Here is a 26,668-nt window from a genome sequence, read left to right as displayed (position 1 = left end):
AGGCCGGCGGCGTGCCGTCTTCAACCGCGCCGGCCTGCCCGTTGTGTCCCCGTTTCCGTCGCAAAGCCGTAGATCAGCGCCAGCCGGTCCAGACATTCGCGAAAACGCCGCGCAAAATAATCGTTCCAGCGCTGCGTTCGGACGGCGCGACGCGCGCCGATCTGATCCATGGTCAGGCCCAGGATCAGCACGTCGTGCACCAGCGCGGCGCCGTCGGTGCCAAGTTCGCGCTCGACCCGATTCAACCGCAACACCGCCTGGCGCTGGCTCTCGGTGACGGGCTCGCGCGTGCGCGTGCCATCAACATATTCCCGGGTCGGGTCCATCGCCTGAGGTCCCCGCTCCGCCCTCTCCCAATCGTTCTGGAAGGCACGCCCGCCGCGGTATTGCGCCTCGTCGATCTGATGATGCGCGTGCAGCCGTCCCAGCGGATCGCCACGGATCGACCGGATGGCCAGGATCTTCTCACCGGAATCGAGCGCCAGCGGATTGTCGACCTCGACTTCCGCCACTTCGGCATTGAACGGCACCTCGCGGGACCGCCGGTCGTAGATCTGCGCCAATCTGTAGGACTTGTTGCGTCGGACACGAGCCACTCTAATACTCCTTGCGAAACTGACGATGGAACGGGGAAGCTCAGGCAGCGGAGACCAGCCTCAGCACGACGGGACCGGGGACACGGGCGGACGCAGCCCCGGAGCGGTGCGTCAGGCGCGCGTGCGGCGCGCAATAGCTGGAGCCCGGCCGGCAGGGATGACCACAGAAGGCGATCTCCTCCCCGTCCTTGTCGCCGCCATAGGGATAGCGGCAGTCGGCCGGCTCGAGTTCGACCAGTTGGATCAGGCGCGGCTGAACGCCGACGCAGCGTAACTTGACAGGCGCTGCCGGCTTCATTGCGGACTTCGGCGGCACGTTCAGGTTCGGTAACACCGCGCGGCGTGGTGAAACCGGAGCTTCACCAGGCAAATATGGCGCGACCGATGGGCTAGCGATCCATTCCGGTACGACGAGCCCGAGCCGCTTGGCGCGGCCGATCACCGCGTTGCGCGTGTAAGTCGTTCCAAACCTTGCGTTAATCTGTCTTCCGATCTCCGCATAAGACATGCCTTTGCGAAAATAGTCGCGAAGCGCGTCGGAGTGCTCCGACGGCCAATGGCCCGGTTCCATGCTGTTGTCCTGTGATGCGCCTCCTCTCATCGAACGACGGGAGGCGAACACACATTCCGGTATTCCGAAGATCAAGTCAAGCGATAATTCTGATATTCATAATTGCATCAATTCCGAATTTCGGATTACAAGAGGCAAGACGGTGTGCAATCGAGGGAATCACCATGTTGGACGTTGCAATGATCGAGCGGGGTCTGGAGAAGACCGGCAAGAGCAAGGGCGGCCTGGCGGCGGCCATGGGCGTGCGGCCCGGCGCGGTCTCGGAGATTCTCGGCGGCGAACGTCTGGTGAAGGCTTCGGAGATCATTCCGATCATGGAATATCTTGAGCTCAATCTCGCGCCGATCATGGGCCGGGTCGGCGCCGGCGCCGTGATCGAGCCGGATTACGAGCAGGTTCCGCCGGAGGGGCTCGGCGACATCGCGCTGCCCTTCCCGATCATGGAAGAAACCGTCGCATTCGAGATCGTGGGCGATTCGATGCTGCCCAAATACGAGAGCGGCGACGTGATCGTGGTCTACAAGGACCAGCGTCATCCGCTGTCGAGCTTCTACGGCGAGGAGGCCGTGGTGCGGCTCAAGACCGGCGAGCGCTATCTGAAGACCATCGAGCGGGGGAAAACTCCGTCCGTCGTCAATCTCACCAGCTTCAATGCCAAGCCGATCGTCGGCGTCAAGCTCGATTGGGTCGGGGAGATCTGCCTGTCGATGCCCAAAGGGCAGCTCGAGCGGCTGCGCGCGAAATCGGCACGCCCCCGCAAGAAGGGCAAGTGACATCAGTTTCCGTTATTCGGAAATTGCGCTTGACTTGATTCCGATTTTCGGAAATACTCTGCCGCGTTCCCGAGTGACGGGACGCGGCGGGGTCGTTTCATGCAGTATTTCGTCGTGATGATCGACTACGGACGGCGGGGGCGCGAGGCAGTCGTCGATCCCGAGATCACCAGACGCGAGGTCGTCTCCCGCATCGTGTCGGGCGAATACCGGAATGTCTCGTTCATCCACGAGATCGCCGAGAACTCGGTCGAGGACGTCACCGAGGCCATCCTGAGCGAGGCCACCCTCCCCCAGATCCCGCCCGAAGAGGTCGATCTCCAGGCAGTGCGCCTCGACCACGTCCGGGACCTGCGCAAGCACGAGCGGACGTGACGCAAGGCCTGGTCGCCTGCGTCACCATCCGGCCGGACATTACACCGTAAGCACGGTCGATCCCGTGGTCTTGCGCGCGGCGAGATCGGCATGCGCCTTGGCGGCCTCCTTCAACGGATAGGTCTGGTGTACCTCGATCTTGACCGCACCGGACTTGACGACGTCGAACAGTTCGTTCGCCATCGTGATCAGGTTCTCGCGCTTGGCGGCATAGGTGAACAGCGTCGGACGGGTGACGTAGAGCGAACCCTTCTGGGCCAACAGGCCGAGATTGAGCGGCTCGACTGCACCGGAGGATTGACCGAACAACGCGGCGACGCCGAGCGGCGCGAGGCAATCCAGCGATTTCAGGAATGTGTCCTTGCCGACGGAGTCATAGACCACCGGCACCTTCTTGCCGCCGGTGATTTCGTCGACCCGCTTCACGAAATCTTCGCGGGTGTAGATGATGACGTGATCGCAGCCATGCGCCTTGGCAAGCTTGGCCTTTTCGTCGTTGCTGACGGTACCGATCACGGTCGCGCCGAGGTGCTTGGCCCACTGGCCCAGGATCAGGCCGACGCCGCCGGCCGCCGCGTGCAGCAGGATGGTGTCGCCGGCCTTCACCCGATAGGTCTGCCGGATCAGATATTGTGTGGTGAGCCCTTTGAGCATCATCGCCGCCGCGGTCTTGTCGTCGACGCCGTCCGGCAGTTTCAGCAAACGGTCCGCAGGGATCAGCCGCCCCTCTGAATAGGCCCCGAGCGGCGAGGCGCCATAGGCGACACGATCGCCCGGCTTGAGATCGGTGACACCGGCTCCGACCTCCTCGACGATTCCGGCCGCCTCGCTGCCGAGCCCGCTTGGCAGTTGCGCCGGGTACAGGCCCGAACGGTTGTAGATGTCGACGAAGTTGAGGCCGACCGCGGTGTGGCGGATGCGCGCCTCGCCCGGTCCGGGCTTGCCGACGTTGACCTCCTCCCAGACCAGGACTTCCGGACCGCCGGTCTTGTGAAAACGAATGGCATGCGTCATGGGCGTTGCTCCCTTATCGTTGGGTGAGGATCCGAAAAAGCCGGATTGGCCGCAGAAATAGGCATTCGGTCCGCCCGTTACAGTACAGACACGTTACAAGAATGTCACAGCGAGCGACAAACCTCCGCCGTTCCATCTCCGTTCGAAAGAGTTGATGACGCGCCTGAAGCGACCGGCAGTAGCTTCTGCGCGGGGTTTGGTGGTCGCCTGCGAAGGAGAGCCGAGATGCCAGCTTATGTACAGCATCATCAGGACGGCGAAATAGCGCCCGTGAATTGTCCCACCTGCATGGGGTTCCTGCCGATGTATGTGCGCGAGGTCGAGCCGCATTGGAGCCTTGCCAAGATCGACTTTGTTTATGAATGCGCCGATTGCGGCGCCGAGGTCAGGCAGACCATCCGCAAGCCGGAAGTGTTGCGGCACTGATCGCGAACGGTGAACCGCTCAACTATTTGCGTTCAGCGGAAAAACCGCCGCTCGTGCGGGTCTGATGTCTCCCAAACGAGGCTTGTTCTTTGCCGGGAACGCAGGCAGAACAAGCCTCAAGCAAGACCTTTGGGAGCGCCCTTTCGTGGCTGATCAGAAGGCCTCGACCTCGATCGAGGCAGTGGAGAGCGGCCTCGCCGCGCAGGGCTATATCGCGAGCCGGCAGATCGCGACCGCCGTCTATTTGTCGCAGCAGATCGAGAAGCCGATCCTGGTCGAGGGCCCCGCGGGCGTCGGCAAGACCGAGCTTGCCAAGGCGATCGCAGCCTGGCGCGGCATGAAGATGATCCGCCTGCAATGCTACGAAGGCCTCGACGAAGCCAAGGCGCTCTACGAGTGGAAATACGCCAAGCAGCTTCTCTACACGCAGATCCTCAAGGACAAGCTCGGCGAGGTCCTGGGCGGGGCGCAGACGCTGCATGCCGCGCTCGACCAGCTCCACGATTTTGGCGACGTGTTTTTCTCCAAGGAATTCGTCGAGCCGCGTCCTCTTCTCCAAGCGCTGGAGCAGCCGGGCGGCTGCGTGCTCCTGATCGACGAGATCGACAAATCGGACGCGGAATTTGAATCGCTGCTGCTGGAGATCCTGTCCGACTTCCAGGTCACGATCCCCGAGCTCGGCACCGTCTCGGCCATCACCCCGCCGACCGTGATCCTCACCTCCAACAGCGAGCGCGACCTCGGTGATGCCTTGAAGCGGCGCTGCCTGCATCTGCATATCGGCTTCCCCGAGCAGCGGCTCGAGGAGCGCATCGTCGAAAGCCGTGTACCCGGCATCTCGCAGGCGCTGCGCCGGCAGATGGTCGGCTTCATCCACGAGATCCGCTCGCTGGATCTGAAGAAGCTGCCGTCGGTCAGTGAGACCATCGATTGGGCACGCGTCCTGGTGCTGCTCCAGGCTTCCGAGCTCGACACCGATATCGTCAAGGACACCCTGAACGTGCTCCTGAAATACGAAGCCGACATCGAGGCCGCATCGCCGCAGGTGACGACCTTCATTGCCAAGGCGGCACGGTCCAACGTCTTCGGTTGACGCCGATGCGCGAGAACCTCCATCGTTTCTTTCGGGCGGCGCGGGGCGTCGGCGTTCACGTTTCGCCCGCCGAAAGCATCGATGCGATGCGCGCGGTCGCGCAAGTCGGCATCTCCGACCGTGCCGTGCTGCGCGACGCGCTGCTGCTGACGCTTGCCAAGTCGCAGGACGAGAAGCTCGCGCTCGGCGACTGTTTCGATCTCTTCTTCAGTCGGCCGGAGCCGCGGCAGGATCAGCCTGAGACGAGCAACGACGGCGCATCGCAGGACGCAGATCAGTCGCCCTCCTCCAGCTCGGCCAGCGAGCCGGGCGAAGGTCCGGCTCCTGAGGGTTTGGGTCCACTTGCGCAGATGCTGCTGTCACAGGACCGCAATGCGATCGCAGCCGCCATCGCCAGCGCCTCCGGTACGGCCTCCCTGTCTGACATCCGCTACTCCACCCAGCGCGGCATCTTCTCCAGCCGCATCCTCGACGCCATAGGCCTCCAGCGGCTGCGCGACGATCTCGACCGGCTCACTGCGACCGATCCCGCGCTGGCCGAGCGCCTGCGCGCCGCGCTCGACGCCTTGCGCGAGGCAGTGCGCGACACGGTCTCGCAGGGACTTGCGCTCTATGCCCGCGAGGAGGCTGAAAATCTCCGCAACGAGATTCTGCGCAACGCGCCGCTTGCCCGCATCGAGCGGCGCCAGGTCGCCGAGATGCGCGCCCTCATCCGCCAGATCGCGCGCCGCCTGCGCGAGCGCTATTCCAAGCCGCGCAAGCGCCAGCGCCGCGGCCATCTCGACGTGCGCCGCACGCTGCGCCGCAACGCGGCGTGGGGCGGCGTGCCCTTCCTCACAGCGTGGAAACGCAAGCATCGCGACCGGCCGAAGATCGTAGCGCTCTGCGACGTCTCCGGCTCGGTCGCCCAAGTCTCCGATTTCTTCCTGCTCCTGATCCACTCCTTGCATGAAGTGGTCGACGACGTCCGCTCCTTCGCCTTCTCCTCGCATCTGATCGAGGTCAGCGACATCCTGGAGACGAAATCGCCGGAAGAGGCGATGGCCGAGATCATGTCCAAGGTCGGCTTCGGCTCGTCCGACTACGGCTCTTCGCTGGTCGATTTCGAGAAGGACTTTATGAGCGCGCTGACGCCGCGGACCACGGTGATCATGCTCGGCGATGCCCGCAGCAACAATCTCGACCCGCGCGCCGACATCCTGCGCCGCATCTCCGAACGCTCGAAGCGACTGGTCTGGCTCAATCCCGAAGGACGGCTTGCCTGGGGCTTTGGCGATTCCGAGATGCCGCGTTACGCGACCTTCTGCACCGTCGTGCGCCAATGCGCCACCGCGCAACAGCTAGAGCGCGCCGTGTCGGATATCGTGGCAACCTACCAGTAGGTCCGGCTCGCGGCCAACCTCAGTTGCGCGCAAGCTCCGCCTGGCCGACGTTACACTCCCGGAAGTGATAGGCAATTTCGTCGAGCGCGCGCCGCTCCCATTCCTCGGCCTGCGCGAGCCAGAACAGCCGGCGATTAAAATCGCGCGCCGCACGCTCTCGGCACAAGGATTCCTGACTGCGAATTTCAACCAGCCTGTTCATGCACGCCACTCCGGTCGCGTGAAGTCATTCCTCGCGGATCAACCTAACAGAATCCCGGATTGCTCGCTTCATGATTTCTGTGCATATCGCGACGCATCATGGGACAGTGACACTTCCCGTGCACTGCGGTAGCTCGCAGCGCAGCATCACTGCGGATCATCAATTAGTGATCGAGCCACGGGACGAACTTCGCGTTCAAGCGATCTATCTCGCGTGTCGCAACGAAGTGCGGCAATTTGTGAAGAGACGTTCTAAACAACCCACCGAATTCCCGACTCATTGTCGTCGCATGGTCTTCATGCAGCCTCGCTAACAGAGGCGCGAGCGGCACGATCTCTTGAGGCAACATGAGCAACGATTTCGACTTCGAACTTACGCCGGACCAGTGGGAAGCGCTGCGTACACTTCGTAACCCGCTGTCGAACGGTCGCCTCTCGAAGTCCTATCTCGTCGAAGGTCTCGTCGAGCTTGGCCTCGTTGCCATCAACGACGGTGTACCTGCGATAACGCCGGCCGGGCGCAAGGTGCTCGTGCGCGGCTCCTGCCGCTTGCTGGATCTCGTGGCGTGACAGGTTCGCCGATCAATTTGCGACATTCCCTGCCGGCATGTCGCCGCGCAGGTCACTCGTTCCACTGCAGGAGCGGCGATCCGTACGCCCTCCTCCAGACCGACAGGAAGCGCGGAAACCAGGAGTGAGCCACCGCGCCTTTGTAGGCCCAGGTGCGATATTTCAGACCCTGCTCGGAGATCAGCTCCTGATAACCGCCGTGCAGCTCGGTCGCGGTCCGTATGTCCTTCAATATTCCCTGGGCGCAGGACCGGTAAGTATCGCTGCCCGAGAATTCGTCATAGTCCAGCATGCGATCCGCAAATTCGACGTTGAACGTCGGCCAGGAGGAACGTCCCTGGTAGGCAGGAGCCGCGATCTTGTGGATCATCTTGTTCCGCGGATTATCCGCGGACACCAGGAAGTGGAACGTGCTGGGTATGCGAAAGCGCGGCTCCGCGATGATCAGATCCGCCGTGGCCGCGAACAGAGCCCGCTCGCTCGCATCGTTCAGATTCCAGAAGCCGCAATGCATGCTGACGAAATCCAGCGCGACCGAGGACGCCGGCGGGCCCTCCGGACCGTCCAGAGAATGCCTGATGTATCCGTTCCGGCCGAACAGACGGAGCAGATCTTTCTTGTACTGCACGAGGTCGCGCTCGAGCAGCCGCTTCAGCTCGTTCTCGTCGACGATTCCGAGCTGCACGCTCCACACGAAGGTCGTATGGACGCAGGCATTGGTCACGAAGCGCCGGCGCTCGGCGCGGGTATCCGTAGCGGCGGAGCGAGGGCCACTTGCGTCACACAGCAAATAGGAGGTGCCGTCATGCTCGAACGGCTCGAGCTCGCTTGCGAGCTTGAGGATCGCACGTTTCAGGTCACCGCCATATTCGGCCAGCAGCAGGCGGCCGGCATGCGCGCATTGTGACATCGCCAAATAGAACGGCGCCTTTTGATCGGCGGAGATCATCTGCTGCAGGCCGGCCAGAATGCCGAGCAGAGTATCCGACGGACGTGAGAAATAATTCACACCGAGATATCGACCGCGCCCGGCCGGGACGATGGTCGTCGTGACGACGTCGGCGCGAACCGCCTCCAGCAACAAGCGGATGCTCTTGTCGAGCAGCCGCGCCCGCCGCACCGCGTCCTGCGCATCCATGATGGTTTCTCCGTCGAGAACATCAGGATAGAACCAGGCGAAATCGCGCGGGTAATAGGCGGACGCGTGCGGCGCGCCCGTGACGAGGAAGGCCTCGGTCACCGAAAAGGCGCTGTCCATCGCGTGCCGGTAGAGGTCCTCGATGGTCGATAACGAATGATGCGATCTTCTCAGGAATCGATCCCCGAGAAAATTGACCGCCTGGAGGGCGTTGGCGAAGAAGGTCGCAGCCACCCCCTGGTAAAATCGATTTCCGCGATCTGAGGACAACGAGATATCGCTATTCATGTGTGGGCTAGGGTCACTCCCAATGGTGCGGCCACCTCCCAAAGCATGGCTGATTCGTATTTCTTCCAGATGACGTGTCGGCCTCCGGCTTGCATCAACCTGCCCCGGGCAGTCCTTCCCGCGGCAGCCGCCGTCCTGCCGCAACCAGCGCGTGGTTAGCGGTGCTGTTCCACGGTGAGTTCGTGTATCAAGCTTGGGCTAGTGAGACCGATCTCGCCGTGGTGGGCCGGCGCACGGAGCGACACTGACCGAGGAGGCTCGATGGAACGCGACGAACACTTTCTGCGTCTGTCCTTCGGTGTCGCGCGCCGCTCCCTCACCCATGGCAATCATCCCTTCGGCTGTATCGTCGTCGCCGGGGACAAGGTCCTGATCGAGGCCGAGAACGGTTACATGCCGGATCACGACGGCACCGCGCATGCCGAACGTCTGGCGGCCACCCAGGCCTGCCGCGCGCTCAGCCGCGAGGTGCTGGCAACAGCGACGCTCTATTCCTCGGCAGAGCCCTGCGCGATGTGTGCCGGCGCGATCTACTGGGCCGGCATCGGCCGCGTCGTCTATGGCCTCAGCGAGCATCGCCTGCGCGGCGTCACCGGCAACCATCCGGAGAATCCGACCCTCGATCTGCCGTGCCGCGAAGTCTTTGCCAGCGGCCAGCGGCCGACCGAGGTCGTTGGCCCACTGCTCGAGCACGAAGCCGAAGCGCTGCACGACGGCGTGTGGACGAAGTAGATGTTTGAACAACCGCTACCGTAGGGTGCGCAAAGGCGCGCTTGCGCCGTGCCCACCATCTATCCCAACACCGCAGCAGAAATGGTGGGCACGCTTCGCTTTGCCCACCCTACGAGAGCCCTCTTGGCAAGCGCGAATGGTGCCGCGCATTTCGACGCGGCGCCATCCGAACCTTTCGACCTCAACCGATCAGAACTTCACGGTGATACCGGAATAGAGCGAGGACTCAGTGCAGGACCCCGTGCTCACCGTCCGGCCACCGACGGAGGTGGTACAGCCGACGGCAAGGTTGTGATCGAGACCGAACTTGTTTTGCCAGTAGCGGTAAGCCACCCAGACGTCCACGAAGTGGGAGTACTTGTCGCCCCAGGCGGCCTTCGAGGCATCGAAGGTCAGGCGGATGGGCTCCGAATTCAACTCGACCGCTGTATTATAGACGCCGTTCGCCGGGCTATATGGAAGCGGTTCGGTGTCGGTGCCCTTCTTGCCGTACCAGCCGGCGCGGCCGCTGATCGAGAAATATTGCATGTTCGGCGGCAGGAAGCCGAGGTCCATGTAGTAATTGACTTCAACCGCCCAGGTTGGCTTGAACGACGTGTTGCCGTCCGCAAGACACGTGACGCCGGGAACGCCCGCACCGAACAGGCCGCACTGGCTGAATGAGTTGTGATTGGCGAACTCCCAATACACGAGCGGCGCGACGTTGACGTAACCCTTGTAGGGCAGATCGAACGCAAACTGCAGACCGCCGACGACGTCGCGCTTGGCGGCGCCGAAATACCTGTTTTCGGTATTGGCATCCATGCCGACCTCGAACGAGATGTTGTGCAGCGGCCCCGCACTGAAAGCCTTGGTGTCGAAGATCTCGTTCCAGCCGAAGGTCGAGCGGAACAGGCCATAGATTTCGGTCGCACCCGCGCACGATGCCGGCGCGCCGAAGATCGTGCCCGCGTTGGTGCAGGGTCCGGCCGGGTCATTGTGATCGGACTTGAACATTGAGATGGTGAAGAAGTTCGTGCCGTATGCCCAGAGATCGAAATGCGTGAACGAGTAGACCTGCTTGGTGGTCTTGCTGTCGATCGACCCATCCGGCCGGAACGACCACGCACCGGGCTGAGAGGCGTTGAAGATGTACGAGAAGGTGACGCGGTTATCGATCACCAGGAAGAACGGAAGGTCCTGCGCCTTCTTGGCAGCCTTGACCGGCAAGTCCGCGGCCCGAGCCAGGCCACCGGTGGCGAGCGTAGCAACTGACAGCGCCGCGGCTGCAATTGCCCTGAAACGAAACAACATCCTGAATACCCCCAAGTTTGGACACGTCAATGAACGCCCTTGGGTGCGAGACTTGCGCCGATCTCCCGGAGGGAGAAGCCTCAACTTTTTTCAATGCATGCCGCTTGTTTTGGCAAGAAGCGGGCTTTCTATCGTGAAATTAGAAGGTTTTTGCGCGCCACCTCACCGGAGCATGCGGCAAGGCGAAGCCAGCTATTGCCGGACATTCCCGTTTGATTTCGCTCTTCTTTTATATCGAGCGGCGATTGCCGAGCGCGATGGTTGGGAGCCGATGTTGCGTCGATCCGCAGTGCGTCGGCGTGATGGCGCAACTTTGCTCACTGCGGCGTCACGTCTGCATAGCGGGTTCCGATTTGGCTTAGACCGTCACAAATCTGCAACAGGCGCCCGCGGAAACCGCGCCGCAGGGCAATGCGAGGGCGCTTGAGCCCCGGATCTTCCTCCGGCGAGAGCAAGCGCACCGCCACCCGGCGCCTGCCAAAGCGTTGAGCAAGGGATGACGCATTTTCACACCTTACGCCGGCGTTCAAACTGGACCACTATCGAGACACTTCACCCATGCAAGCGCATTAGCGAATGTTGGATTCGACACCTGACGGCCTGAATTTCGGCGAGTCCCCGCTGCTGCGGACGATCGGGCTCACCAAACGTTATGGCGATTTCCTCGCCAACGATTCCATCGACATCGATATCTGGCCCGGCGAAATCCACGCGCTGCTTGGTGAAAATGGGGCCGGTAAGTCGACGCTGGTCAAGGCGATCTACGGGCTGATCCAACCCAGTGCCGGCGAGATTCGCTGGCAGGGCAAACGAATCGTGCTGTCCGGCCCCTCGGAAGCGCGCAAGCGCGGCATCGGCATGGTATTTCAGCACTTCTCGCTGTTCGACAATCTCACGGTCGCCGAGAACGTCGCGCTCGGCCTCGATGGTCGGGAATCCTTCAACGACATGTCCGCGCGGCTGGCGCAGGTGTCGAAGACTTACGGCCTTCCGCTCGATCCCAAGCGCGAGGTCTGGCAATTGTCGGTCGGCGAACGCCAGCGCATCGAGATCGTCCGTGCGCTGATGCAGGACCCGAAATTCCTGATCCTGGACGAGCCCACCGCCGTCCTGACACCGCAGGAAGCCGACCAGCTCTTCATCGTGCTGGAACGCCTCAGGGCCGAAGGCCGCGCCATTCTCTACATCAGCCACAAGCTCGAGGAGGTGAAGCGGCTCTGCGATACCGCTACGATTCTGCGCGGCGGCAGGAAGGTCGAGACCTGCGATCCCCGGCGCGAGACCGCCGCTTCGCTCGCGCGCATGATGGTCGGCGGAGAGATCAAGGAGGTGAAGGCGGCGGCAGGCCGGACGACCACCGTCCCGCGACTCGTCGTCAATGATCTGTCGCTCGCACCTGGCGAAGCCCATGGCGTGCGGCTCGAGCACATCTCGTTCGAACTGAAGGGCGGCGAGATCCTGGGTATCGCCGGCGTCGCCGGCAACGGCCAGGACGAATTGTTCGCCGCGCTGTCCGGTGAGCGATTGTCGAAGGACCCGGGCACCGTGGTGATCGAAGGCATTGCCGCCGGCCACCTTTCGATCACGGAGCGGCGCAAGCTCGGGGCCGCCTTCGTTCCCGAGGAGCGGCTCGGCCACGGCACGGCGCCGCGTATGAAACTCTCGGAGAACGCGCTGCTCACCGGACATGCCGCGAGCGGCATGGTCCATCGCGGCTTCATCAACACCGCCGCCGCGCTGAAGACCGTCGACCGTGCAACCGAGACGTTCGACGTCCGCAAGGCCAAGCGCGATCCCGAAGCAGCATCCCTCTCCGGCGGCAATTTGCAGAAATTCATCGTGGGACGCGAGATCCTGCGCAACCCCGCGGTGTTGGTCGTGAGCCAGCCGACCTGGGGCGTCGACGCCGGAGCCGCCGCCGTCATTCGCCAGGCGCTGCTTGATCTCGCGACCGCGGGTGCCGCCGTGCTCGTGACCAGCCAGGATCTGGACGAACTCGCCGAGATCGCCGACCGTATCGCCGTGATTTTCCACGGCAGGTTATCAGCGCCGCTCGCCGCGAGCGAGGCGACGCGCGAAAAGCTCGGTCTTCTCATGGGCGGCAGCAGCCTGGAGCCGAAGGAGGCCGCACATGCAGTTGGTGCTTGAGAAGCGCGCCGAGCGCTCTGGCACGATCGCGCTGGTCTCGCCGCTGATTGCGATCGGCCTCACGATCGCGACCATGGTCATCCTGTTCGCGATCCTCGGCAAGAATCCGCTGCTCGCCTTGCACGCCTATTTCATCGCGCCCTTGACCGACGGCTATTCGCTCCAGGAGATCGCGGTAAAGGCGACGCCGCTGGTGATGATCGCGATCGGGCTGTCGCTGTGCTATCTCGCCAATGCCTGGAACATCGGCGCCGAAGGCCAATTCCTGATCGGCGCGGTGGCCGGAAGCTGGATCGCCGTGAGGACGCAAGGCACCGACGCCGGCGCCTGGGTGCTGCCCGTCATGCTTGTCCTTGCCGCCGCTGCAGGTGCGCTGTATGCGCTGATCCCGGCGATCTGCAAGGTGAAGTTCGGGGCCAGCGAGATCCTGACCAGCCTGATGCTGGTCTATGTCGCCGACCTCTTCCTCGACTATCTCGTGCGCGGACCCTGGCGCGATCCGCACGGCTTCAACTTCCCGACCACGGCCGAGTTCGACCCGGTGGCGACCGTCCCGCTGCTGATCGAGGGCGGCCGGCTTCATTTCGGCTCCATCCTCGCGCTTCTTGTCGTGGCGGCAGCCGCAATCCTGCTCGGGCGAACCATCAAGGGTTTTGAGATCCGCGTCGTCGGCGCAGCCCCCCGCGCGGCGCGGTTCGGCGGCTTCAAAGCCGATCGGCTGATCATCCTGACCTTCGCGGTATCAGGCGCGCTCGCGGGCCTCGCCGGCATCATCGAGGTTGCAGGTCCCGTCGGCCATCTCCAGCCTGGCATCTCCCCGGGCTACGGTTTTACGGCGATCATCGTTGCCTTCCTCGGCCGGCTGAACCCGCTTGGAATATTAATTGCAGGCCTTTTCCTTGCCTTGACCTTTATCGGCGGCGAGCAGGCGCAGATCACAATGAAGATCCCGTTGGACGTCACCAAGGTTTTTCAGGGCATTCTGCTGTTCTACGTGCTCGCCTGCGATTCCCTGATCCTCTATCGCTTCAAGCTGGTGTTCCCAAACCGACAGGTGACCAGTGGAGCTGGTTGAAGCCATCATCCTTTCGGTGCTCGCCGCCTCGACTCCGCTCCTGATCGCGGCGACCGGAGAGCTCGTGACCGAGCGCTCCGGCGTGCTCAACCTCGGCGTCGAGGGCATGATGATCGTCGGCGCGGCCTGCGGCTTTGCCGGCGCCTGGCTCACTGGATCGATCTTCATTGGCGCGCTGTTCGGCATCGTCGCAGGCACGATGATGTCGCTGTTCTTCGCATTGATGGCGCTCGGGCTCGCCGTCAACCAGGTCGCGACGGGCCTCGCGTTGACCATCCTCGGCGTCGGGCTGTCCGGACTGATCGGTGCCGGCTTTGTCGGCGAGCGGATCACGCCGGCAGTTCATCTCTCCATTCCCGGCCTCACCGATATCCCGCTGGTCGGCCGCGTGCTGTTCGGCGAGGACGCTTTCGTCTACTTCTCCATTGCACTCCTCGTCGGCGTCTGGTGGTTCCTATACCGCACGCGCGCGGGACTGATCCTGCGCGCCTGCGGCGACAACCATGTCTCCGCCCATGCGCTCGGCTATCCCGTGCTGCGCATCCGCACCCTCGCCGTGATGTTTGGCGGCGCCTGTGCCGGGCTCGCCGGGGCCTATTTGCCGCTCGCCTATACGCCGTTCTTCATCCCCGGCATGACTGCGGGCCGTGGCTGGATCGCGCTGGCGCTGGTGGTGTTCTCGTCATGGCGGCCAGGCCGGCTCGTGGTCGGTGCCTATCTGTTCGGTGCGGTGACGATCCTGCAGCTGCATGCGCAAGGCTGGGGCGTTGGCATTCCCTCGCAATTCATGTCGGCGCTGCCTTATCTCGCGACCATCGTCGTTCTGGTTCTGCTCTCGCGCGCGCGCAGCGGCGGCTCGACCGCACCGGCCGCGCTCGGGACCGTGTTCGTGCCTGACCGCTGAATTTTATTTTCGCGACGGGCGCGATGGGGCGCGCGCGTTGCGGATCGTGGCTTTCCCCTGATGTTTGGAGATCGATGATGAGGAAATCACTTCTTGCGCTGGCCGCCACACTCTTGCTCGCCGGGAGCATCGGTGCCGCCTCGGCCGCCGACAAGCTCAAGGTCGGCTTCATCTATCTGGGCCCGATCGGAGACCTGGGGTGGACCTATCAGCACGATCTCGCGCGCCAGGCTCTGGTGAAGGAATTGGGCGACAAGATCGAGACCACCTATCTCGAGAACGTGCCTGAAGGTCCCGACGCCGAACGCTCGATCGAGCAGCTCGTCCGCGCCGGCAACAAGCTGATCTTCACGACGTCGTTCGGCTACATGGACCCGACGCTGAAGGTCGCCAAGAAATATCCGAACGTGCATTTCGAGCACGCCACCGGATACAAACGCAACCCGAACATGTCGACCTATTCGGCCAGGTGGTATCAGGGCCGCTACATTCAAGGCCTGATCGCCGCCAAGATGTCGAAGTCGGGCGTGCTCGGCTATATCGGCTCGTTCCCGATTCCCGAGGTCGTCTCCGGCATCAACGCGACGATGCTGGCGGCGCAGACCATCAACCCGAACATCAAGGTCAAGATCATCTGGGCCAACACCTGGTTCGACCCCGGCAAGGAGGCCGACGCCGCCAAGGCGTTGATCGATCAGGGCGCCGACGTGATCATGCAGCACACGGATTCGCCTGCCGCGATGCAGATCGCCAGCGAACGCGGAAAGCTGGCCTTCGGCCAGGATTCCGAGATGATCAAGTTCGGGCCGAAGACCCAGCTCACCTCGATCCTCGACACCTGGGGCTCCTATTACATCGAGCGCGTCAAGGCCGAGCTCGCCGGCACGTGGAAGTCCGAGGACAGCTGGGGCGGCCTCGACAGCCACATGTTCGCGATGGCGCCCTATACCAACATGCCCGACGAGGTGAAGAAACTGGCGGAGGATGCCCAGGCCGCGATCACGGCAGGCAAGCTGCATCCGTTCAAGTGCCCGATCGTTGGGCAGGACGGCAAGCCGGTGGAGTGCAAGGGCGGCGAACATCTCGACGACGGCCAGATCCTCGGCATGAATTTCTACGTCAAGGGCATCGACGACAAGCTGCCGGGCAAGTAGCACGCTTCTTGCTTTGACCAGATCACCTGCTCCTCCCGGAGGAGGTTCGGAGGGGGTGGCCAGAAGCACCCGGCACTTGTGGTCGCCCCCTCTTTCAATTCAGCCCCTATCCCGCCTGCATGGCCCGCGCCGCGGAACCGTGGCGGCGGATGAGATCGGCGACATCGAGGCCCGGGATCGCACCGTCGATCACGGCCCATTGTCCTGCCACCATCACCCGGTCGGCCCGATGCGCTCCGCACAGCACCAGCGCGGCCAGGGGATCGCCATGGCCGGAGAAGCGCAGCTCATCGAGCTTGAACAGCGCGAGATCGGCGGCCTTGCCGACGGCGATCTCGCCGAGTTCCGGCCGGCCGACGCAGGCCGCTGAGCCCTTGGTGGCCCACCGCAGCGCATCCTTGTGGCTGACCTTGGTCACGCCATAGCGCGCTCGTTGCAGCAGGAAGGCGGCGCGAACCTCCTGCATCAGGTTCGAGCCGTCGTTGGAGGCCGAGCCGTCGACGCCGATGCCGATACCGACGCCGGCCTCCTCCATCTCGCAGACCGGACAGCAGCCGGAGGCAAGCAATTGGTTGCTGCACGCGCAATGGCTGATGGTCGTCCTCGCCTTGCCAAGCCGTTTCATCTCGTCCGCGTTGAAGAAGATTCCATGGGCGAGCCAGGTTCGCGCATTGAGCCAGCCGCATTGTTCGAGATAGTCGAGCGGACGGCAGCCATATATCTGCTCGCAGAACTTGTTCTCGTCCTCGGTCTCGGCGAGGTGGGTATGCAGACGCACATCGAGCTTGCCGGCGAGATCGGCGGTGGCGCGCATCAGGGAGGACGTCACCGAGAACGGCGAGCACGGCGCCAGCGCAATCTGCACCGTGGCGTCCGGACCGCGCTGATGATGCTTTGCAACCAGGCGCGCGCTGTCGACGAGAATCGTATCCTCGTCCTGCACCACGCTGTCGGGTGGCAGGCCGCCGTCGCGCTGCGACAGGTTCATCGAACCACGCGTCAGCAGCACGCGCATGCCGAGCCGCTTTGCAACGCCGACCTCGATATCCACGGCGTCCTCGAGCCCTGCCGGGAAGACGTAATGGTGATCCGTCGTAGTGGTGCAGCCCGACAGCAGAAGCTCGGACATCGCCACGCTGACACCGAGCTCGAGCGCGTCAGGCGTCAGCTGCGCCCACACCGGATAAAGCGCCTGGAGCCAGGGGAACAGCTCGCGGTCCATCGCCGCCGGCACCGCCCGCGTCAGCGTCTGGTAGAAGTGATGATGGGTATTGATCAGGCCCGGCAGCACGACGTGTTCGCTCGCATCGAGCACCGCGACATCAGCGGTCGCAGGCGTGCCGCCGGCCGGCACCAACTCGACGATCCGGCCGTTCGTCACCACAATCCCACGCTCGGCACCGTCGGCGAGGATGGCCAGGGGATCCCTGATCCAGATCGGCCTTGCATCGCTCATGATCCCGCTTCTCCTCACATTCGCTGACGACGGGACCGCAAGGCGGAGGCGGGTCCGATCGCGGTCTTGCCGCGACTCGTCATTTCGACTTCTTCTTGCGACTTGGCTCCGGTCTTGCAAGACTTTCTGTTGGACGATTCACCCGACGCAAGCGTGGGCGCAGCCATGGACTTGAATACCATCACAGCGGTCGCCCATCCGCAAACGCGCACACAGCTGCCGGTTTGGACGGCAGGGGATGCTTGGCTCGCAGGCGGCACCTGGCTGTTCTCGGAACCGCAAACCCACCTGACACGGCTGATCGATCTCACCGATCTGAAATGGCCGGCGCTGACGGTCACCGAGGGCCATCTCAGCATCGCCGCGACTTGCACCATCGCCCAGCTCGATGGTTTAGCCTGCCCGCCTGACTGGCTCGCAGCGCCGCAGATCGGACAGTGCTGCCGGGCTTTTCTCGCCTCGTTCAAGATCTGGAAGACCGCGACGGTCGGCGGCAATCTCTGCATGTCGCTGCCGGCAGGGCCGATGATCTCGCTCACCTCCGCGCTCGACGGCATCTGCACCATCTGGAAGGCCGGTGGCGGCGAGCAGAAGATTCCGGTCATCGACTTCGTCACCGGCAACCAGCGCAATCGCCTGACGCCGGGTGACCTGCTTCGCCAGATCGATATTCCGATTGTCGCATTGAAACGCCGCACGGCATTTCGCCAGATCTCGCTGGCACCGGTCGGCCGCTCGGCGGCGCTGCTGATCGGCAGCCTCGATAGCGATGGCATGCTGACGCTCACGGTGACCGCATCGACGGTGCGGCCGATCCAGCTGTCCTTTCGCGGCGCCCCGGATGCGAACGCCCTGCGCGAGGCAATCGCACAGCAGATCACGGACGATCTGTACCATACCGACCTCCACGGCCAGCCGCTCTGGCGCAAGTACATGACACTGCGGCTCGCCGAGGAGATTCGCCGCGAGCTCTTGGGAGCAACGCCGTGAGTTTCGAGATCAACGGCAAGACATTTGCGCAGGAGCCGCGCGCCGGCCAATGCCTGCGCACGTTCCTGCGCGAGCTCGGCCATTTCGGCGTGAAAAAGGGCTGCGATGCCGGCGACTGCGGCGCCTGCACCGTGCTGCTCGACGGCGAGCCGGTGCATAGCTGCCTGATCCCGGCGTTCCGGGCCGAGGGACGCCCTGTGACCACGATCGAAGGTCTTGGCGGAGACCACGGCACGCATCCGATGCACCAAGCCTTCCTCGACGCGCAGGGTTTTCAGTGCGGCTTCTGCACCGCTGGCATGATCCTGACCTGTGCCTCGCTGAACCAGGCTCAACGCGCCGATCTCGGCGCGGCGCTGAAGGGCAACATCTGCCGCTGCACCGGCTATCGCACGATCGAGGATGCCCTGCTCGGCAAGTCCAATGTCGAGGCGAACGTCGAGGCCGGAGCAGCCTTCGGCCGCAGCCTGCCGGCGCCGGCAGGCCCCGATATCGTCCGCGGCACGGCGCGCTACACGTTCGACACCGCGATCGACGGCCTACTCCATATAAAGCTGGCGCGATCGCCTCATGCCCATGCCAGGATCGTCGCGATCGACAAGTCCGAAGCGCTGAGCGTTCCCGGCGTGCACGCGGTGCTGACGCACGAGGATGCACCGTCGATCCTGATCTCGACCGCGCGGCACGAGAAGGACTGGATGGATCCCGAGGACACCCGTGTTCTCGACGACGTCGTCCGCTTCATCGGGCAGCGGGTTGCCGCCATCGTCGCCGAGAGCGAAGCCGCCGCTGAGGAGGCCTGCCGGCGGCTCAAGGTCAAGTACGAGATTCTGCCGGCGCTGATCGATCCCGAGCAAGCGATGGCACCGGGCGCACCCATCATTCATCCTGATCGAACCACCGCGAACCGCATCGCCGATTCCCAGCGCAACCTTGCTGCGGAGACGCATGGCGAGTACGGCGATGTCGCAGCAGCGCTCGCCACGTCCGCCGTCACCTACGAAGCCACCTTCCACAGCCATCGCGTGCAGCATGCAGCCCTGGAGACGCATGGCGGCCTCGCCTGGCTCGATGAAGCGGGCGTGCTCAATGTCCGCACCTCGACGCAGGTGCCGTTCCTGACCCGGCGCGCGCTGTCGGACATCTTCCAGCTTCCCTTGGACCAGGTTCGCGTGTTCTGCGAGCGCGTCGGCGGCGGCTTCGGCAGCAAGCAGGAGATGTTCGCCGAGGACATTCTGGCCCTCGCTGCGCTGAAGACCGGACAACCTGTGAAGCTGGAGTTCACCCGCGAGGAGCAATTCATCGCGACCTCGACGCGGCACCCGATGCGGATCCACATCAAGGCGGGCGCCGACGCCGACGGCAAGCTCACCGCGCTCCAGCTTGATGTGCTCTCCAACACCGGCGCTTACGGCAATCACGCCGGCCCCGTGATGCTCCATGCGCTGGCCGAGTCCATCAGCGTCTACAACTGTCCGAACAAGCGGGTCGATGGCGTCGCCGTCTACACCAACACGGTGCCAGCGGGCGCGTTTCGCGGTTACGGCCTGCCGCAGGCGCTGATCGCCGTGGAAGCCGCAATCGACGAGCTTGCGCGGCAACTCGGCATCAGCCCCTACGAGATGCGCCGGCGCAACGTCGTCAAGCCCGGTGACTCGATGCTGTCGCCGCCGCCGTCCGAATACCACGACGTGGTCTACGGCTCTTACGGGCTCGACCAGTGTCTCGACCTCGTCGAGCGCACCATGCAAGCCGATGGTCCCCAGCCGGACCTGTCGCCGGAATGGCTGATCGGCGACGGTATCGCGCTGACCATGATCGACACCGTGCCGCCGGCCGGGCACATCGCCGACGCTGTGATCGCGCTCAACGAGGACGGCGGTTTCGACCTCACCGTCGGCACGGCCGAGTTCGGCAACGGCACCAGCACCGTACACCGGCAGATCGCGGCGACCACGCTGGCGACCACCGTCGACCGAATCCGCCTGCGCCAATCCGATACTGCCCATGGCGGCCATGACACCGGCGCCTATGGCAGTGCGGGCACCTTCGTCGCCGGCAAGGCGACGCATGCCGCTTCCATGCAGCTCGCGGCCGAACTGAAGGCAGCCGCCGCCAGCGCGTGGCTGTGTGACATCGGGACCTGTGTGCTCGAGGACAACGCCGTCGTCAGCGGCGTTCGTCGCATGCCCTTTACCGAGCTGGCGAAGCTCGCGCGTGAACGTGGACAGCCGTTCGCAAGCAGCGGCAATTCCAGCGGCACGCCGCGGTCGGTCAGCTTCAACGTGCAGGGTTTTCGCGTCGCCGTGAACAAGGGCACCGGCGAGCTCAGGATTCTCAGGAGCGTGCATGCCGCGGATGCGGGCGTCATCGCCAATCCCACGCAATGCCGCGGTCAGGTCGAAGGCGGCGTCGCGCAGGCGCTCGGCGCCGCGCTCTACGAGGAGATGGTGATCGACGCCGAGGGCCGCGTCATCAACGCGAAATTCCGCGACTACCACCTGCCCTCTTTCGCCGACGTGCCGCGCACCGAGGTGTTCTTCGCCGAGACGTCCGACACCATCGGCCCGCTGGGGGCGAAGTCGATGAGCGAGAGTCCGTACAATCCGGTCGCCGCCGCGCTCGGCAACGCCATTGCCGATGCCACTGGCATCCGATTCACGGCGCCGCCATTCAAGCCGGACCGGCTGTTTCCGGACCTGCTCGACAAGTTTGGGGGCTAGCTGCCGCGATAGGTCGAATAGCTCCACGGCGTGACCAATAGCGGCACGTGATAGTGCCCTTCCGGCTCGCTGATCGAAAAGCGCAGCGGGATTTCGTCGAGGAACGGCGGGTCGGCGAGCTGCACGTTGCGCTCGGCGTAGTATCCGGCAACGCTGAATCTGAGCTCGTAGCGGCCGATCGGCAGCGGGCGGCCGCCGATCAGCGGCTGATCAGTGCGGCCGTCCGCATTGGTGACCGCGCGCGCGATGACGCGGTTGTCGCCAAGCGCGGAGAACTCCACGAGCTCCACCGGAATGCCGGCCGCGGGCTTACCAATGTGATTGTCCAGCACATGCGTCGACAACCGGCCATGCACCTTCAACTTGTCGTCGGCAATGACGAGCTGATCGAGCCGCAGCGCCGAGATACGGCCGATCTCCTCGATCGCACGGCGCGTCTCGGTCTTGGCGATATTGCGCAACCGGATCTCGAAATCGTGCAGCACGGAATCCCGGGTGTGCCGGCGCACGCAGACGATATAGGGGAAGCCGAACTTGTCGCGATAGGCGTCGTTGACACGCTCGAACGCGGCATATTCGGCATCCGACAGCCGGTCGAGGCCGGCGCTGTTCTGCTCGGCAGTCGATTCCGCCGTGAGCCCCGCGGCACGCTGGGTCTTACCGGCGAGATCCGGATGCGCCCGGATCAGCGCCAGCTGCACATCGGGGGCGGCGCTCTGGATCGCCGCCATCAGCGCCGCGTGCAACTGGTTGATGCCGGCGAACGGCCGCTTGTCGGCGAGCTGCTCGGCGATCCACGGCGAATATTCGACGACGTTGGCGAGCGCGGCAACGAAATCGGCCTTGGCAGCGGCATTGAGATCGGACAGAGAGATCTGCGGCATCGTCAACCGATCTCAAATGCGTCGGCGGCAAGATGCGCGTGCCTGGCGTGCCAGTGCTGCGCGATCTGCAATCGCGTCGGCACCCAGACGCGCTCGTGCTTGGCGATATAGTCGAGGAAGCGGATCAGGCCCGCAGCGCGGCCCGGCCGGCCGGAGAGGCGGCAGTGCAGACCGACCGACATCATCTTCGGCGCGGTCTCGCCTTCGGCATAGAGCACGTCGAAGGCGTCCTTGAGGTAAGTGAAGAACTGCTCGCCTTCAGCAAAGCCCTGCGGGTTGATGAACCGCATGTCGTTGGCGTCAAGCGTATAGGGAATGACGAGCTGCTTGCCGCTCGCACCCTTGACCCAGTACGGCAGATCGTCGGCATAGGAGTCGCAGAGATAGCGGAAGCCGCCCTCTTCCATCAGCAGACGGTTGGTGTTGATCGAGGAGCGTCCGGTGTACCAGCCGAGCGGACGCGCGCCGGTGGCTTCGGTATGGACGCGGATCGCCTCCGCGATCTCGGCGCGCTCCTGCGCCTCGGTCATGTCCTTGTGCTCGATCCATTTCAGGCTGTGGCTGGCGATATCCCAGCCCGCTTCCTTCATCGCCGCGACGATCTCGGGATTGCGCTTCAGCGCGGTGGCGACGCCGAACACCGTGGTCGGCCAGTTGCGCGCGGTGAAGATCCGCCACAGCCGCCAGAAGCCGGCGCGCGAGCCGTATTCGAACATGGATTCGATATTGGCGTGGCGCTGGCCGGGCCAAGGCTGCGCGCCGAGCACGTCGGACAGAAACGCTTCCGAGGCGCGGTCGCCGTGCAGGATGTTGTTCTCGCCGCCCTCCTCGAAATTGACGACGAACTGCACCGCGACTCGGGCATCGCCGGGCCATCGCGGGTGCGGCGGGTTGCGGCCGTAACCGCGGAGATCGCGCGGGTAGCTTGTATCGGTCACTTAGACTTCCTCGAAGCGGATCGGCAGGGCGCCCTTCCACAGCACACTCTTGCCCAGCGGCGCGAGATTCTCCAGGCCAGAGGTCAGCGTGATGAAATGGTTGCCGGCGAGCTGGCCCATCTTGCTCGCGAAATGCACGCTGCCATAGGCCAGCAGGATCTCGGTCTCGCTGATGCCGCCGGGATAGAGAATGATCTGGCCGGGCGCGGGATAGCTGGTGTGGTTCTCGTAGCCGACGCCGAAATCGAGATCGCCGAGCGGCATCCACACGCCCTCGCCACTCCAGCGCACATGGATGATGTGGCTTTCGAACGGCAGTGACTTGCGAAAGGCGGCGACGGTCTTGGGTGCCAGCTGGTCCTCGAAGCGGGCATCGAAGGTGAAATCGCCGGCTCGGATAACGAGTTTGCTCATCTCATCTCTCTGGATCGGGGCCTGTGGGCCCCGGAAGCTCTCAAGCAAGAGCACTCCCGGCGGCTTCGCGCAAGTGGCGCAGCCGCATCACCTGCGGTCGTAGGACCAGCCGAAAATGCCGCTCCGCCGCGTCTCCGGTTCCGGCTCGGCGGCAGGCTGCGGCGCCTCCTTCAGCTCCGCCTGCGGCGGCGGCAGCGGTGCCGGCAGGTTTTCGCATGCCATGGAGTAGACCAGCTTGCCGTCTGCGGTACGCCCGATCGGAGCACAGGGATCCTGACGTCCGGCCGCGGTCTTCGCCGTCATCTTGACCTGCGCGGCCGCCGGTGAGGCCAGTAGCAGCAGGATCAGCAGATATCTCGACATCGTTGTCGCCTAAAGCTCGATCGGTCCATTGAACCGGATTGCGGCGGGCAAGTCCATCGGCGCCAGCGGGCATGATTGCCGAATATTTAGCCGGCATGGGCTGGGCGACCTGAGCACAGCCTGGTCGAGACGACCTCGGGGGCGCAACTGTTCATCGCCGGCTCCGCTCGGGTCCCGGCTCAGCAGCGCACCGCTGAAGAAGCGCCCCGCTGCGTTCGGGGCACGGGAGCGGAGAGTGGCCGCGCGCTTTCTCCTGCTCGTCATTGCGAGCGAAGCGACTTGTCCGCCGAAGCCTTGGCAAAGGCGGAAGCAATCCAGAATCCTTCCGCGGAGGGATTCTGGATTGCTTCGTCGCAAGGGCTCCTCGCAATGACGGCGTTTGAGGCGTCAGCTTGCTTCTCCAAGTGACGCTGTCATTCCCCGCGAAGGCGTCCGCGAAGGCGGGGAATCCGGTACGCCGCGGCCTCTCGGTTCTATCGCTGGCGCCTCTGGAATACTGGATCGCCCGGAGCGCACGCAGAAGGAACCGCACAGCAGCAAATCCGAATTTCGGTAAATTGGAATATTTTTGGCGAAGCGGATTGACAGAGCGCGACACAGGCAAGGTGCCGTAGCCCGGGTGAGCGAAGCGATAGCCGGGATTTGGCGCGGCAAGCACAAAGGCCCCGGATGTAGCTTTGCTCATCCGGGCTACGAACGTACCAGCGCACTAAAAAAGGGCGGCACAAAGCACCGCCCTTCGCGCGCAATCCAATCCGGGCAGCGTCGAAAAAGATCGCTCAGTACGGCACGTAACGGTAGCCCGGATCGTAATAATAGGGGCTGCCGCCGTAATAGCCGGGACCGTAGTAAGGACGCGGGCCGTAATAATAGCGGTTCTCGTAATACTCCTGACGCCGGCTCTCGGCGATCGCACCGCCGATCACCCCCGCCGCAAGGCCCATGAAGGCGAGACCGGCGGCGTTCGGCCCGCGTCGATAGTAATGGCGACGCCGGGCTGCGCTGAAATCGGTGACGTCGGACGAGCCCTGCCCTGCCGTGACCGGCCTTGCGGACAGCGCCTCAGCCGGCCCTAGGGACGCCGCAGCCGAGGGCGATGTGGAGGTTGCGACCATTGCCAGGCATGCGAACGCGGCCAGCACCAGGTTGCGGCCGGCTGCAGAAATCATCGGTCTAGCAGTCATTTTGACCTCCCATGTTCTCGCGCAACGTAGAGATATGCAAACCACGTTTAATGCGCAAACCACTGAAATGATTTCCTGATCGCGGCAATCTGCCACGCTTTGAACGATTGTAAACCGAACGGCCGGATCCAGCTTGCACCCTCCAACCTGAGCGGATCATGAACAGCTGCGCCGTTAGAAGTCGCTTACGACAGCGCGCCCAGCACACCCCGCGTCGCCTTGTCGATCTCCTCGACATAGCGGCGGCGGGCGAAGTTTTCGGTGAGAAAGCCGACCACCTTGCGGCTGTCGGTGGAATCCACCACCGCCAGCATTTCGGCTTCGGCCTCGTCGAACACCGCCATCGCCGACTTCACGTTCATTTCCGGAATCAACACGATGTCGATCAGGCGAGCCAGCTCGATCACCTGGATTTCGTCGGCGATGGTGTCGAGGTCGTTTGAGAACAAATCGGGCAACAGGACGAGGCCGACATATTCGTCCGCATTGTTGACGATGACGACGCCGGGCCGCGAGCCCAGCACGAACTCGCGGCGGACGGCGGCGATCGTCGTGGTCGAGGGCACCTTGCCGACGTCGGAGCGCATCAGGCGCTCCACGGTGAGATTGCGCAGCCAGCCGACGTCGTTGGCGCTGCGGATGGTCTCGCCGCGCAGATGCAGGCGCCAGGTCGAGAAGGAATGGCCGAACATGAAGCGGACGCAGATCGAGGTGACGATGCAGCCGGCCAGCACCACGGCGGTGACGTCGACATTGCGGGTCATCTCGAGCACCAGGAACGACATGGTCAGCGGGCCGCCGACGATGGCGACGCCGAGCGTCGCCATGCCCGTCAGCATCGCCACCAGCGGGTCGATCACGAAGTTCGGACTGATCAGCTCCAGCAGCTCGGCGAAGAACTTCCCGATCAGGCTGCCGACGAACAGCGAGGCGAAGAACAGGCCACCGCGGAAGCCCGAGGCCAGCGAGATCAGGCACGCCGTCACCTTCAGGGCGATGATCAGCGCGATCATGCCGATCGCCATCTCGTGAAAGAGATCGAGCACCATGGCGCCGTGGCCGGCCGCCAGGACCTGGGGTGTGACGATCGCGAAACCGCCGACGATGAGACCGCCGATCACCGGACGCAGCCAGACCGGCATCCAGGCGAACAGGCGCTCGAACGTCGGCGAGGAGCGCATCACGGCGATGCCGACGCCGCTGGTGACGAGCGCGAGCCCGATCAGTGCCAGATATTGCTCGACGCCGACGGCGCTGACCTTGGGGATCTCCAGCGAATAAGGCGCGCCGCCGAGCCATTGCGCGGTCAACGCGCCGGCGAGCGAGGCTGCCAGGATGGGGGCCGCGCTGCCGACCGAATAGACGCCAACGATCAGCTCGCAGGCATAGAAGGCGCCGGTGATCGGCGCGCCGAACGCCGCCGCGATCGCCGCGGCAGCGCCGCAACCGACCATCAGGCGCAGATCGTTGCGGCGCAGATTGAAGAACTTGCCGAGCAGCGAAGCGATCCCCGAGCCGATCTGGGTATAGCCCGCCTCGAGGCCGACCGAGGCGCCGCAGCCGTTGGAGATCAGCGTCTGGCTCGACACCACCACGCTGTCGCGCATCGACAGATTGCCGCCGCGCAGCGCGTTCGCCTCGATCGGGTCGACCGCGCTCGAAATCTTCATGCGCCGCCGCGACCATTCCATGATGCCGAGCGCCAGCCCGCCGAGCGCAGGCGCGATCAGTGCCGCCCACGGGCTCACATAGGCGTTGGACGAGAGGCGCACGTCGATGGGGATGCCGTAGATCACCACATGGGCGATCTGCGCGATCTCGGCCATCAGCGTCACGGTCGCCCCGGCCAGCGTGCCAATCACCAGCGCCAGCGGGATCAGGTAGAACTCGTTGCTGCGCAAGAGGGCGCGCAGCCGAACCATGGTCCGGTTCGTTCCCTTGCGATCGACGATATGCCTGATCCGCACGAACACTTTCTGCCTG

26 protein-coding genes are annotated in these 26,668 nt (G+C 64.0%); 13 read left to right on the top strand and 13 right to left on the bottom strand.

The genetic code is table 11. The features are described from left to right. Positions 1–20: 20 nt before the first annotated feature. Both XH84_RS22800 and XH84_RS22795 read right to left on the bottom strand, forming a co-directional pair. Positions 21–596, bottom strand: coding sequence for a hypothetical protein (locus XH84_RS22800; RefSeq protein ID WP_128919833.1), 576 nt, complete (start codon positions 594–596; stop codon positions 21–23). A 40-nt stretch (positions 597–636) separates the two neighbouring features. Beyond that, positions 637–1,167, bottom strand: a complete 531-nt coding sequence (locus tag XH84_RS22795; protein WP_128919832.1) for a GcrA family cell cycle regulator — start codon at positions 1,165–1,167, stop codon at positions 637–639. Between the two features lie 164 nt (positions 1,168–1,331). Here XH84_RS22795 and XH84_RS22790 point away from each other — a divergent pair, with 164 nt between their 5' ends. Together XH84_RS22790 and XH84_RS22785 are read left to right on the top strand one after the other, a co-directional pair. Beyond that, on the top strand, positions 1,332–1,940 hold the full coding sequence (locus tag XH84_RS22790; RefSeq protein ID WP_128919831.1) for a S24 family peptidase: 609 nt from the start codon (positions 1,332–1,334) through the stop codon (positions 1,938–1,940). 99 nt (positions 1,941–2,039) lie between these two features. Continuing rightward, positions 2,040–2,315 (top strand): hypothetical protein, encoded by a 276-nt coding sequence (locus XH84_RS22785; protein ID WP_128919830.1) that lies wholly within the window; start codon positions 2,040–2,042, stop codon positions 2,313–2,315. 39 nt (positions 2,316–2,354) lie between these two features. Here XH84_RS22785 and XH84_RS22780 read toward each other — a convergent pair whose 3' ends face one another. Then, positions 2,355–3,329: a quinone oxidoreductase family protein gene (locus tag XH84_RS22780; protein ID WP_128919829.1), complete on the bottom strand. Its 975-nt coding sequence runs from the start codon at positions 3,327–3,329 to the stop codon at positions 2,355–2,357. A 225-nt stretch (positions 3,330–3,554) separates the two neighbouring features. Here XH84_RS22780 and XH84_RS22775 point away from each other — a divergent pair, with 225 nt between their 5' ends. The 3 genes from XH84_RS22775 to XH84_RS22765 all read left to right on the top strand — a co-directional run bounded on the left by XH84_RS22775 (position 3,555) and on the right by XH84_RS22765 (position 6,230). Then, positions 3,555–3,755, top strand: coding sequence for a hypothetical protein (locus XH84_RS22775; protein WP_128919828.1), 201 nt, complete (start codon positions 3,555–3,557; stop codon positions 3,753–3,755). A gap of 145 nt (positions 3,756–3,900) precedes the next feature. Continuing rightward, complete coding sequence (locus XH84_RS22770; RefSeq protein ID WP_164936301.1) at positions 3,901–4,848, top strand: AAA family ATPase; 948 nt, start codon at positions 3,901–3,903, stop codon at positions 4,846–4,848. A 5-nt stretch (positions 4,849–4,853) separates the two neighbouring features. Continuing rightward, positions 4,854–6,230 carry a vWA domain-containing protein gene (locus XH84_RS22765; RefSeq protein ID WP_128919826.1) on the top strand — a complete coding sequence of 459 codons (1,377 nt, stop codon included), beginning with the start codon at positions 4,854–4,856 and terminating at the stop codon, positions 6,228–6,230. Between the two features lie 19 nt (positions 6,231–6,249). On the opposite strand, the gene XH84_RS22760 is transcribed toward XH84_RS22765, so the two are convergent. Then, positions 6,250–6,432: a hypothetical protein gene (locus XH84_RS22760; protein ID WP_128919825.1), complete on the bottom strand. Its 183-nt coding sequence runs from the start codon at positions 6,430–6,432 to the stop codon at positions 6,250–6,252. Between the two features lie 347 nt (positions 6,433–6,779). Here XH84_RS22760 and XH84_RS22755 point away from each other — a divergent pair, with 347 nt between their 5' ends. After that, on the top strand, positions 6,780–7,001 hold the full coding sequence (locus XH84_RS22755; protein ID WP_128919824.1) for a hypothetical protein: 222 nt from the start codon (positions 6,780–6,782) through the stop codon (positions 6,999–7,001). A 52-nt stretch (positions 7,002–7,053) separates the two neighbouring features. Here the strand turns inward: XH84_RS22755 and XH84_RS22750 are convergent, their stop codons facing one another. After that, positions 7,054–8,427 (bottom strand): hypothetical protein, encoded by a 1,374-nt coding sequence (locus tag XH84_RS22750; protein ID WP_128919823.1) that lies wholly within the window; start codon positions 8,425–8,427, stop codon positions 7,054–7,056. Between the two features lie 261 nt (positions 8,428–8,688). Here XH84_RS22750 and XH84_RS22745 point away from each other — a divergent pair, with 261 nt between their 5' ends. Further along, the gene (locus XH84_RS22745; RefSeq protein WP_128919822.1) at positions 8,689–9,159 is read left to right on the top strand and encodes a nucleoside deaminase; all 471 of its coding nucleotides are present in this window, start codon (positions 8,689–8,691) and stop codon (positions 9,157–9,159) included. A 189-nt stretch (positions 9,160–9,348) separates the two neighbouring features. Here the strand turns inward: XH84_RS22745 and XH84_RS22740 are convergent, their stop codons facing one another. Beyond that, positions 9,349–10,452: a hypothetical protein gene (locus XH84_RS22740; protein ID WP_128919821.1), complete on the bottom strand. Its 1,104-nt coding sequence runs from the start codon at positions 10,450–10,452 to the stop codon at positions 9,349–9,351. Positions 10,453–11,028: 576 nt separating this feature from the next. On the opposite strand from XH84_RS22740, the gene XH84_RS22735 reads away from it, so the two are divergent. From XH84_RS22735 to XH84_RS22720, 4 genes are all read left to right on the top strand, one after another. Then, a complete protein-coding gene (locus XH84_RS22735) occupies positions 11,029–12,600 on the top strand; it encodes an ABC transporter ATP-binding protein (protein WP_128919820.1) in 1,572 nt (523 codons plus the stop codon). Beyond that, on the top strand, positions 12,584–13,675 hold the full coding sequence (locus XH84_RS22730) for an ABC transporter permease (protein WP_128919819.1): 1,092 nt from the start codon (positions 12,584–12,586) through the stop codon (positions 13,673–13,675). Before XH84_RS22735 ends, XH84_RS22730 begins: the two co-directional genes overlap by 17 nt. Then, on the top strand, positions 13,662–14,579 hold the full coding sequence (locus XH84_RS22725) for an ABC transporter permease (RefSeq protein WP_128919818.1): 918 nt from the start codon (positions 13,662–13,664) through the stop codon (positions 14,577–14,579). The genes XH84_RS22730 and XH84_RS22725 overlap by 14 nt, the downstream gene beginning before the upstream one ends. Positions 14,580–14,656: 77 nt before the next feature. Then, positions 14,657–15,733, top strand: coding sequence for a BMP family ABC transporter substrate-binding protein (locus XH84_RS22720; protein ID WP_164936300.1), 1,077 nt, complete (start codon positions 14,657–14,659; stop codon positions 15,731–15,733). Between the two features lie 106 nt (positions 15,734–15,839). Here XH84_RS22720 and XH84_RS22715 read toward each other — a convergent pair whose 3' ends face one another. Further along, the gene (locus tag XH84_RS22715) at positions 15,840–17,189 is read right to left on the bottom strand and encodes an 8-oxoguanine deaminase (RefSeq protein ID WP_164936299.1); all 1,350 of its coding nucleotides are present in this window, start codon (positions 17,187–17,189) and stop codon (positions 15,840–15,842) included. A gap of 165 nt (positions 17,190–17,354) precedes the next feature. On the opposite strand from XH84_RS22715, the gene XH84_RS22710 reads away from it, so the two are divergent. Beyond that, positions 17,355–18,179 (top strand): FAD binding domain-containing protein, encoded by an 825-nt coding sequence (locus XH84_RS22710; RefSeq protein ID WP_128919815.1) that lies wholly within the window; start codon positions 17,355–17,357, stop codon positions 18,177–18,179. After that, complete coding sequence (locus tag XH84_RS22705; protein ID WP_128919814.1) at positions 18,176–20,902, top strand: molybdopterin-dependent oxidoreductase; 2,727 nt, start codon at positions 18,176–18,178, stop codon at positions 20,900–20,902. Before XH84_RS22710 ends, XH84_RS22705 begins: the two co-directional genes overlap by 4 nt. Here XH84_RS22705 and uraD read toward each other — a convergent pair. The 6 genes from uraD to XH84_RS22670 form a co-directional block, all read right to left on the bottom strand. Then, positions 20,899–21,786 (bottom strand): 2-oxo-4-hydroxy-4-carboxy-5-ureidoimidazoline decarboxylase, encoded by an 888-nt coding sequence (gene uraD, locus XH84_RS22700; RefSeq protein WP_128919813.1) that lies wholly within the window; start codon positions 21,784–21,786, stop codon positions 20,899–20,901. The two genes, XH84_RS22705 and uraD, sit on opposite strands and share 4 nt — an antisense overlap. Before the next feature lie 2 nt (positions 21,787–21,788). Next, positions 21,789–22,724, bottom strand: a complete 936-nt coding sequence (gene puuE, locus XH84_RS22695; protein ID WP_128919812.1) for an allantoinase PuuE — start codon at positions 22,722–22,724, stop codon at positions 21,789–21,791. After that, positions 22,725–23,138 carry a DUF3830 family protein gene (locus tag XH84_RS22690; RefSeq protein WP_128919811.1) on the bottom strand — a complete coding sequence of 138 codons (414 nt, stop codon included), beginning with the start codon at positions 23,136–23,138 and terminating at the stop codon, positions 22,725–22,727. An 87-nt stretch (positions 23,139–23,225) separates the two neighbouring features. Continuing rightward, entirely contained in the window at positions 23,226–23,501 is a 276-nt protein-coding gene (locus XH84_RS22685) for a hypothetical protein (protein ID WP_128919810.1), read from the bottom strand. A 779-nt stretch (positions 23,502–24,280) separates the two neighbouring features. Further along, entirely contained in the window at positions 24,281–24,685 is a 405-nt protein-coding gene (locus XH84_RS22675) for a hypothetical protein (protein ID WP_128919809.1), read from the bottom strand. A gap of 185 nt (positions 24,686–24,870) precedes the next feature. Next, positions 24,871–26,658, bottom strand: coding sequence for a chloride channel protein (locus tag XH84_RS22670; protein WP_128919808.1), 1,788 nt, complete (start codon positions 26,656–26,658; stop codon positions 24,871–24,873). Positions 26,659–26,668 lie beyond the last annotated feature (10 nt).

The organism is Bradyrhizobium nanningense (assembly GCF_004114535.1).
GTDB classification, from domain to species: domain Bacteria; phylum Pseudomonadota; class Alphaproteobacteria; order Rhizobiales; family Xanthobacteraceae; genus Bradyrhizobium; species Bradyrhizobium nanningense.
This window is presented reverse-complemented; position numbering and strand designations above follow the sequence as displayed.

Bases quoted from the DNA above. Each gene is read 5' to 3' on its own strand.
- XH84_RS22750 (WP_128919823.1), bottom strand. From the start codon at position 8,427: ATGAATAGCGATATCTCGTTGTCCTCAGATCGCGGAAATCGATTTTAC.
- XH84_RS22780 (WP_128919829.1), bottom strand. From the start codon at position 3,329: ATGACGCATGCCATTCGTTTTCACAAGACCGGCGGTCCGGAAGTCCTG.
- XH84_RS22760 (WP_128919825.1), bottom strand. From the start codon at position 6,432: ATGAACAGGCTGGTTGAAATTCGCAGTCAGGAATCCTTGTGCCGAGAG.
- XH84_RS22755 (WP_128919824.1), top strand. From the start codon at position 6,780: ATGAGCAACGATTTCGACTTCGAACTTACGCCGGACCAGTGGGAAGCG.
- XH84_RS22720 (WP_164936300.1), top strand. From the start codon at position 14,657: ATGAGGAAATCACTTCTTGCGCTGGCCGCCACACTCTTGCTCGCCGGG.
- XH84_RS22785 (WP_128919830.1), top strand. From the start codon at position 2,040: ATGCAGTATTTCGTCGTGATGATCGACTACGGACGGCGGGGGCGCGAG.
- XH84_RS22790 (WP_128919831.1), top strand. From the start codon at position 1,332: ATGTTGGACGTTGCAATGATCGAGCGGGGTCTGGAGAAGACCGGCAAG.
- XH84_RS22690 (WP_128919811.1), bottom strand. From the start codon at position 23,138: ATGAGCAAACTCGTTATCCGAGCCGGCGATTTCACCTTCGATGCCCGC.
- XH84_RS22765 (WP_128919826.1), top strand. From the start codon at position 4,854: ATGCGCGAGAACCTCCATCGTTTCTTTCGGGCGGCGCGGGGCGTCGGC.
- XH84_RS22685 (WP_128919810.1), bottom strand. From the start codon at position 23,501: ATGTCGAGATATCTGCTGATCCTGCTGCTACTGGCCTCACCGGCGGCC.
- XH84_RS22715 (WP_164936299.1), bottom strand. From the start codon at position 17,189: ATGAGCGATGCAAGGCCGATCTGGATCAGGGATCCCCTGGCCATCCTC.
- XH84_RS22675 (WP_128919809.1), bottom strand. From the start codon at position 24,685: ATGACTGCTAGACCGATGATTTCTGCAGCCGGCCGCAACCTGGTGCTG.
- XH84_RS22735 (WP_128919820.1), top strand. From the start codon at position 11,029: ATGTTGGATTCGACACCTGACGGCCTGAATTTCGGCGAGTCCCCGCTG.
- XH84_RS22775 (WP_128919828.1), top strand. From the start codon at position 3,555: ATGCCAGCTTATGTACAGCATCATCAGGACGGCGAAATAGCGCCCGTG.
- XH84_RS22730 (WP_128919819.1), top strand. From the start codon at position 12,584: ATGCAGTTGGTGCTTGAGAAGCGCGCCGAGCGCTCTGGCACGATCGCG.
- XH84_RS22710 (WP_128919815.1), top strand. From the start codon at position 17,355: ATGGACTTGAATACCATCACAGCGGTCGCCCATCCGCAAACGCGCACA.
- XH84_RS22745 (WP_128919822.1), top strand. From the start codon at position 8,689: ATGGAACGCGACGAACACTTTCTGCGTCTGTCCTTCGGTGTCGCGCGC.
- XH84_RS22795 (WP_128919832.1), bottom strand. From the start codon at position 1,167: ATGGAACCGGGCCATTGGCCGTCGGAGCACTCCGACGCGCTTCGCGAC.
- XH84_RS22740 (WP_128919821.1), bottom strand. From the start codon at position 10,452: ATGTTGTTTCGTTTCAGGGCAATTGCAGCCGCGGCGCTGTCAGTTGCT.
- uraD (WP_128919813.1), bottom strand. From the start codon at position 21,786: ATGCCGCAGATCTCTCTGTCCGATCTCAATGCCGCTGCCAAGGCCGAT.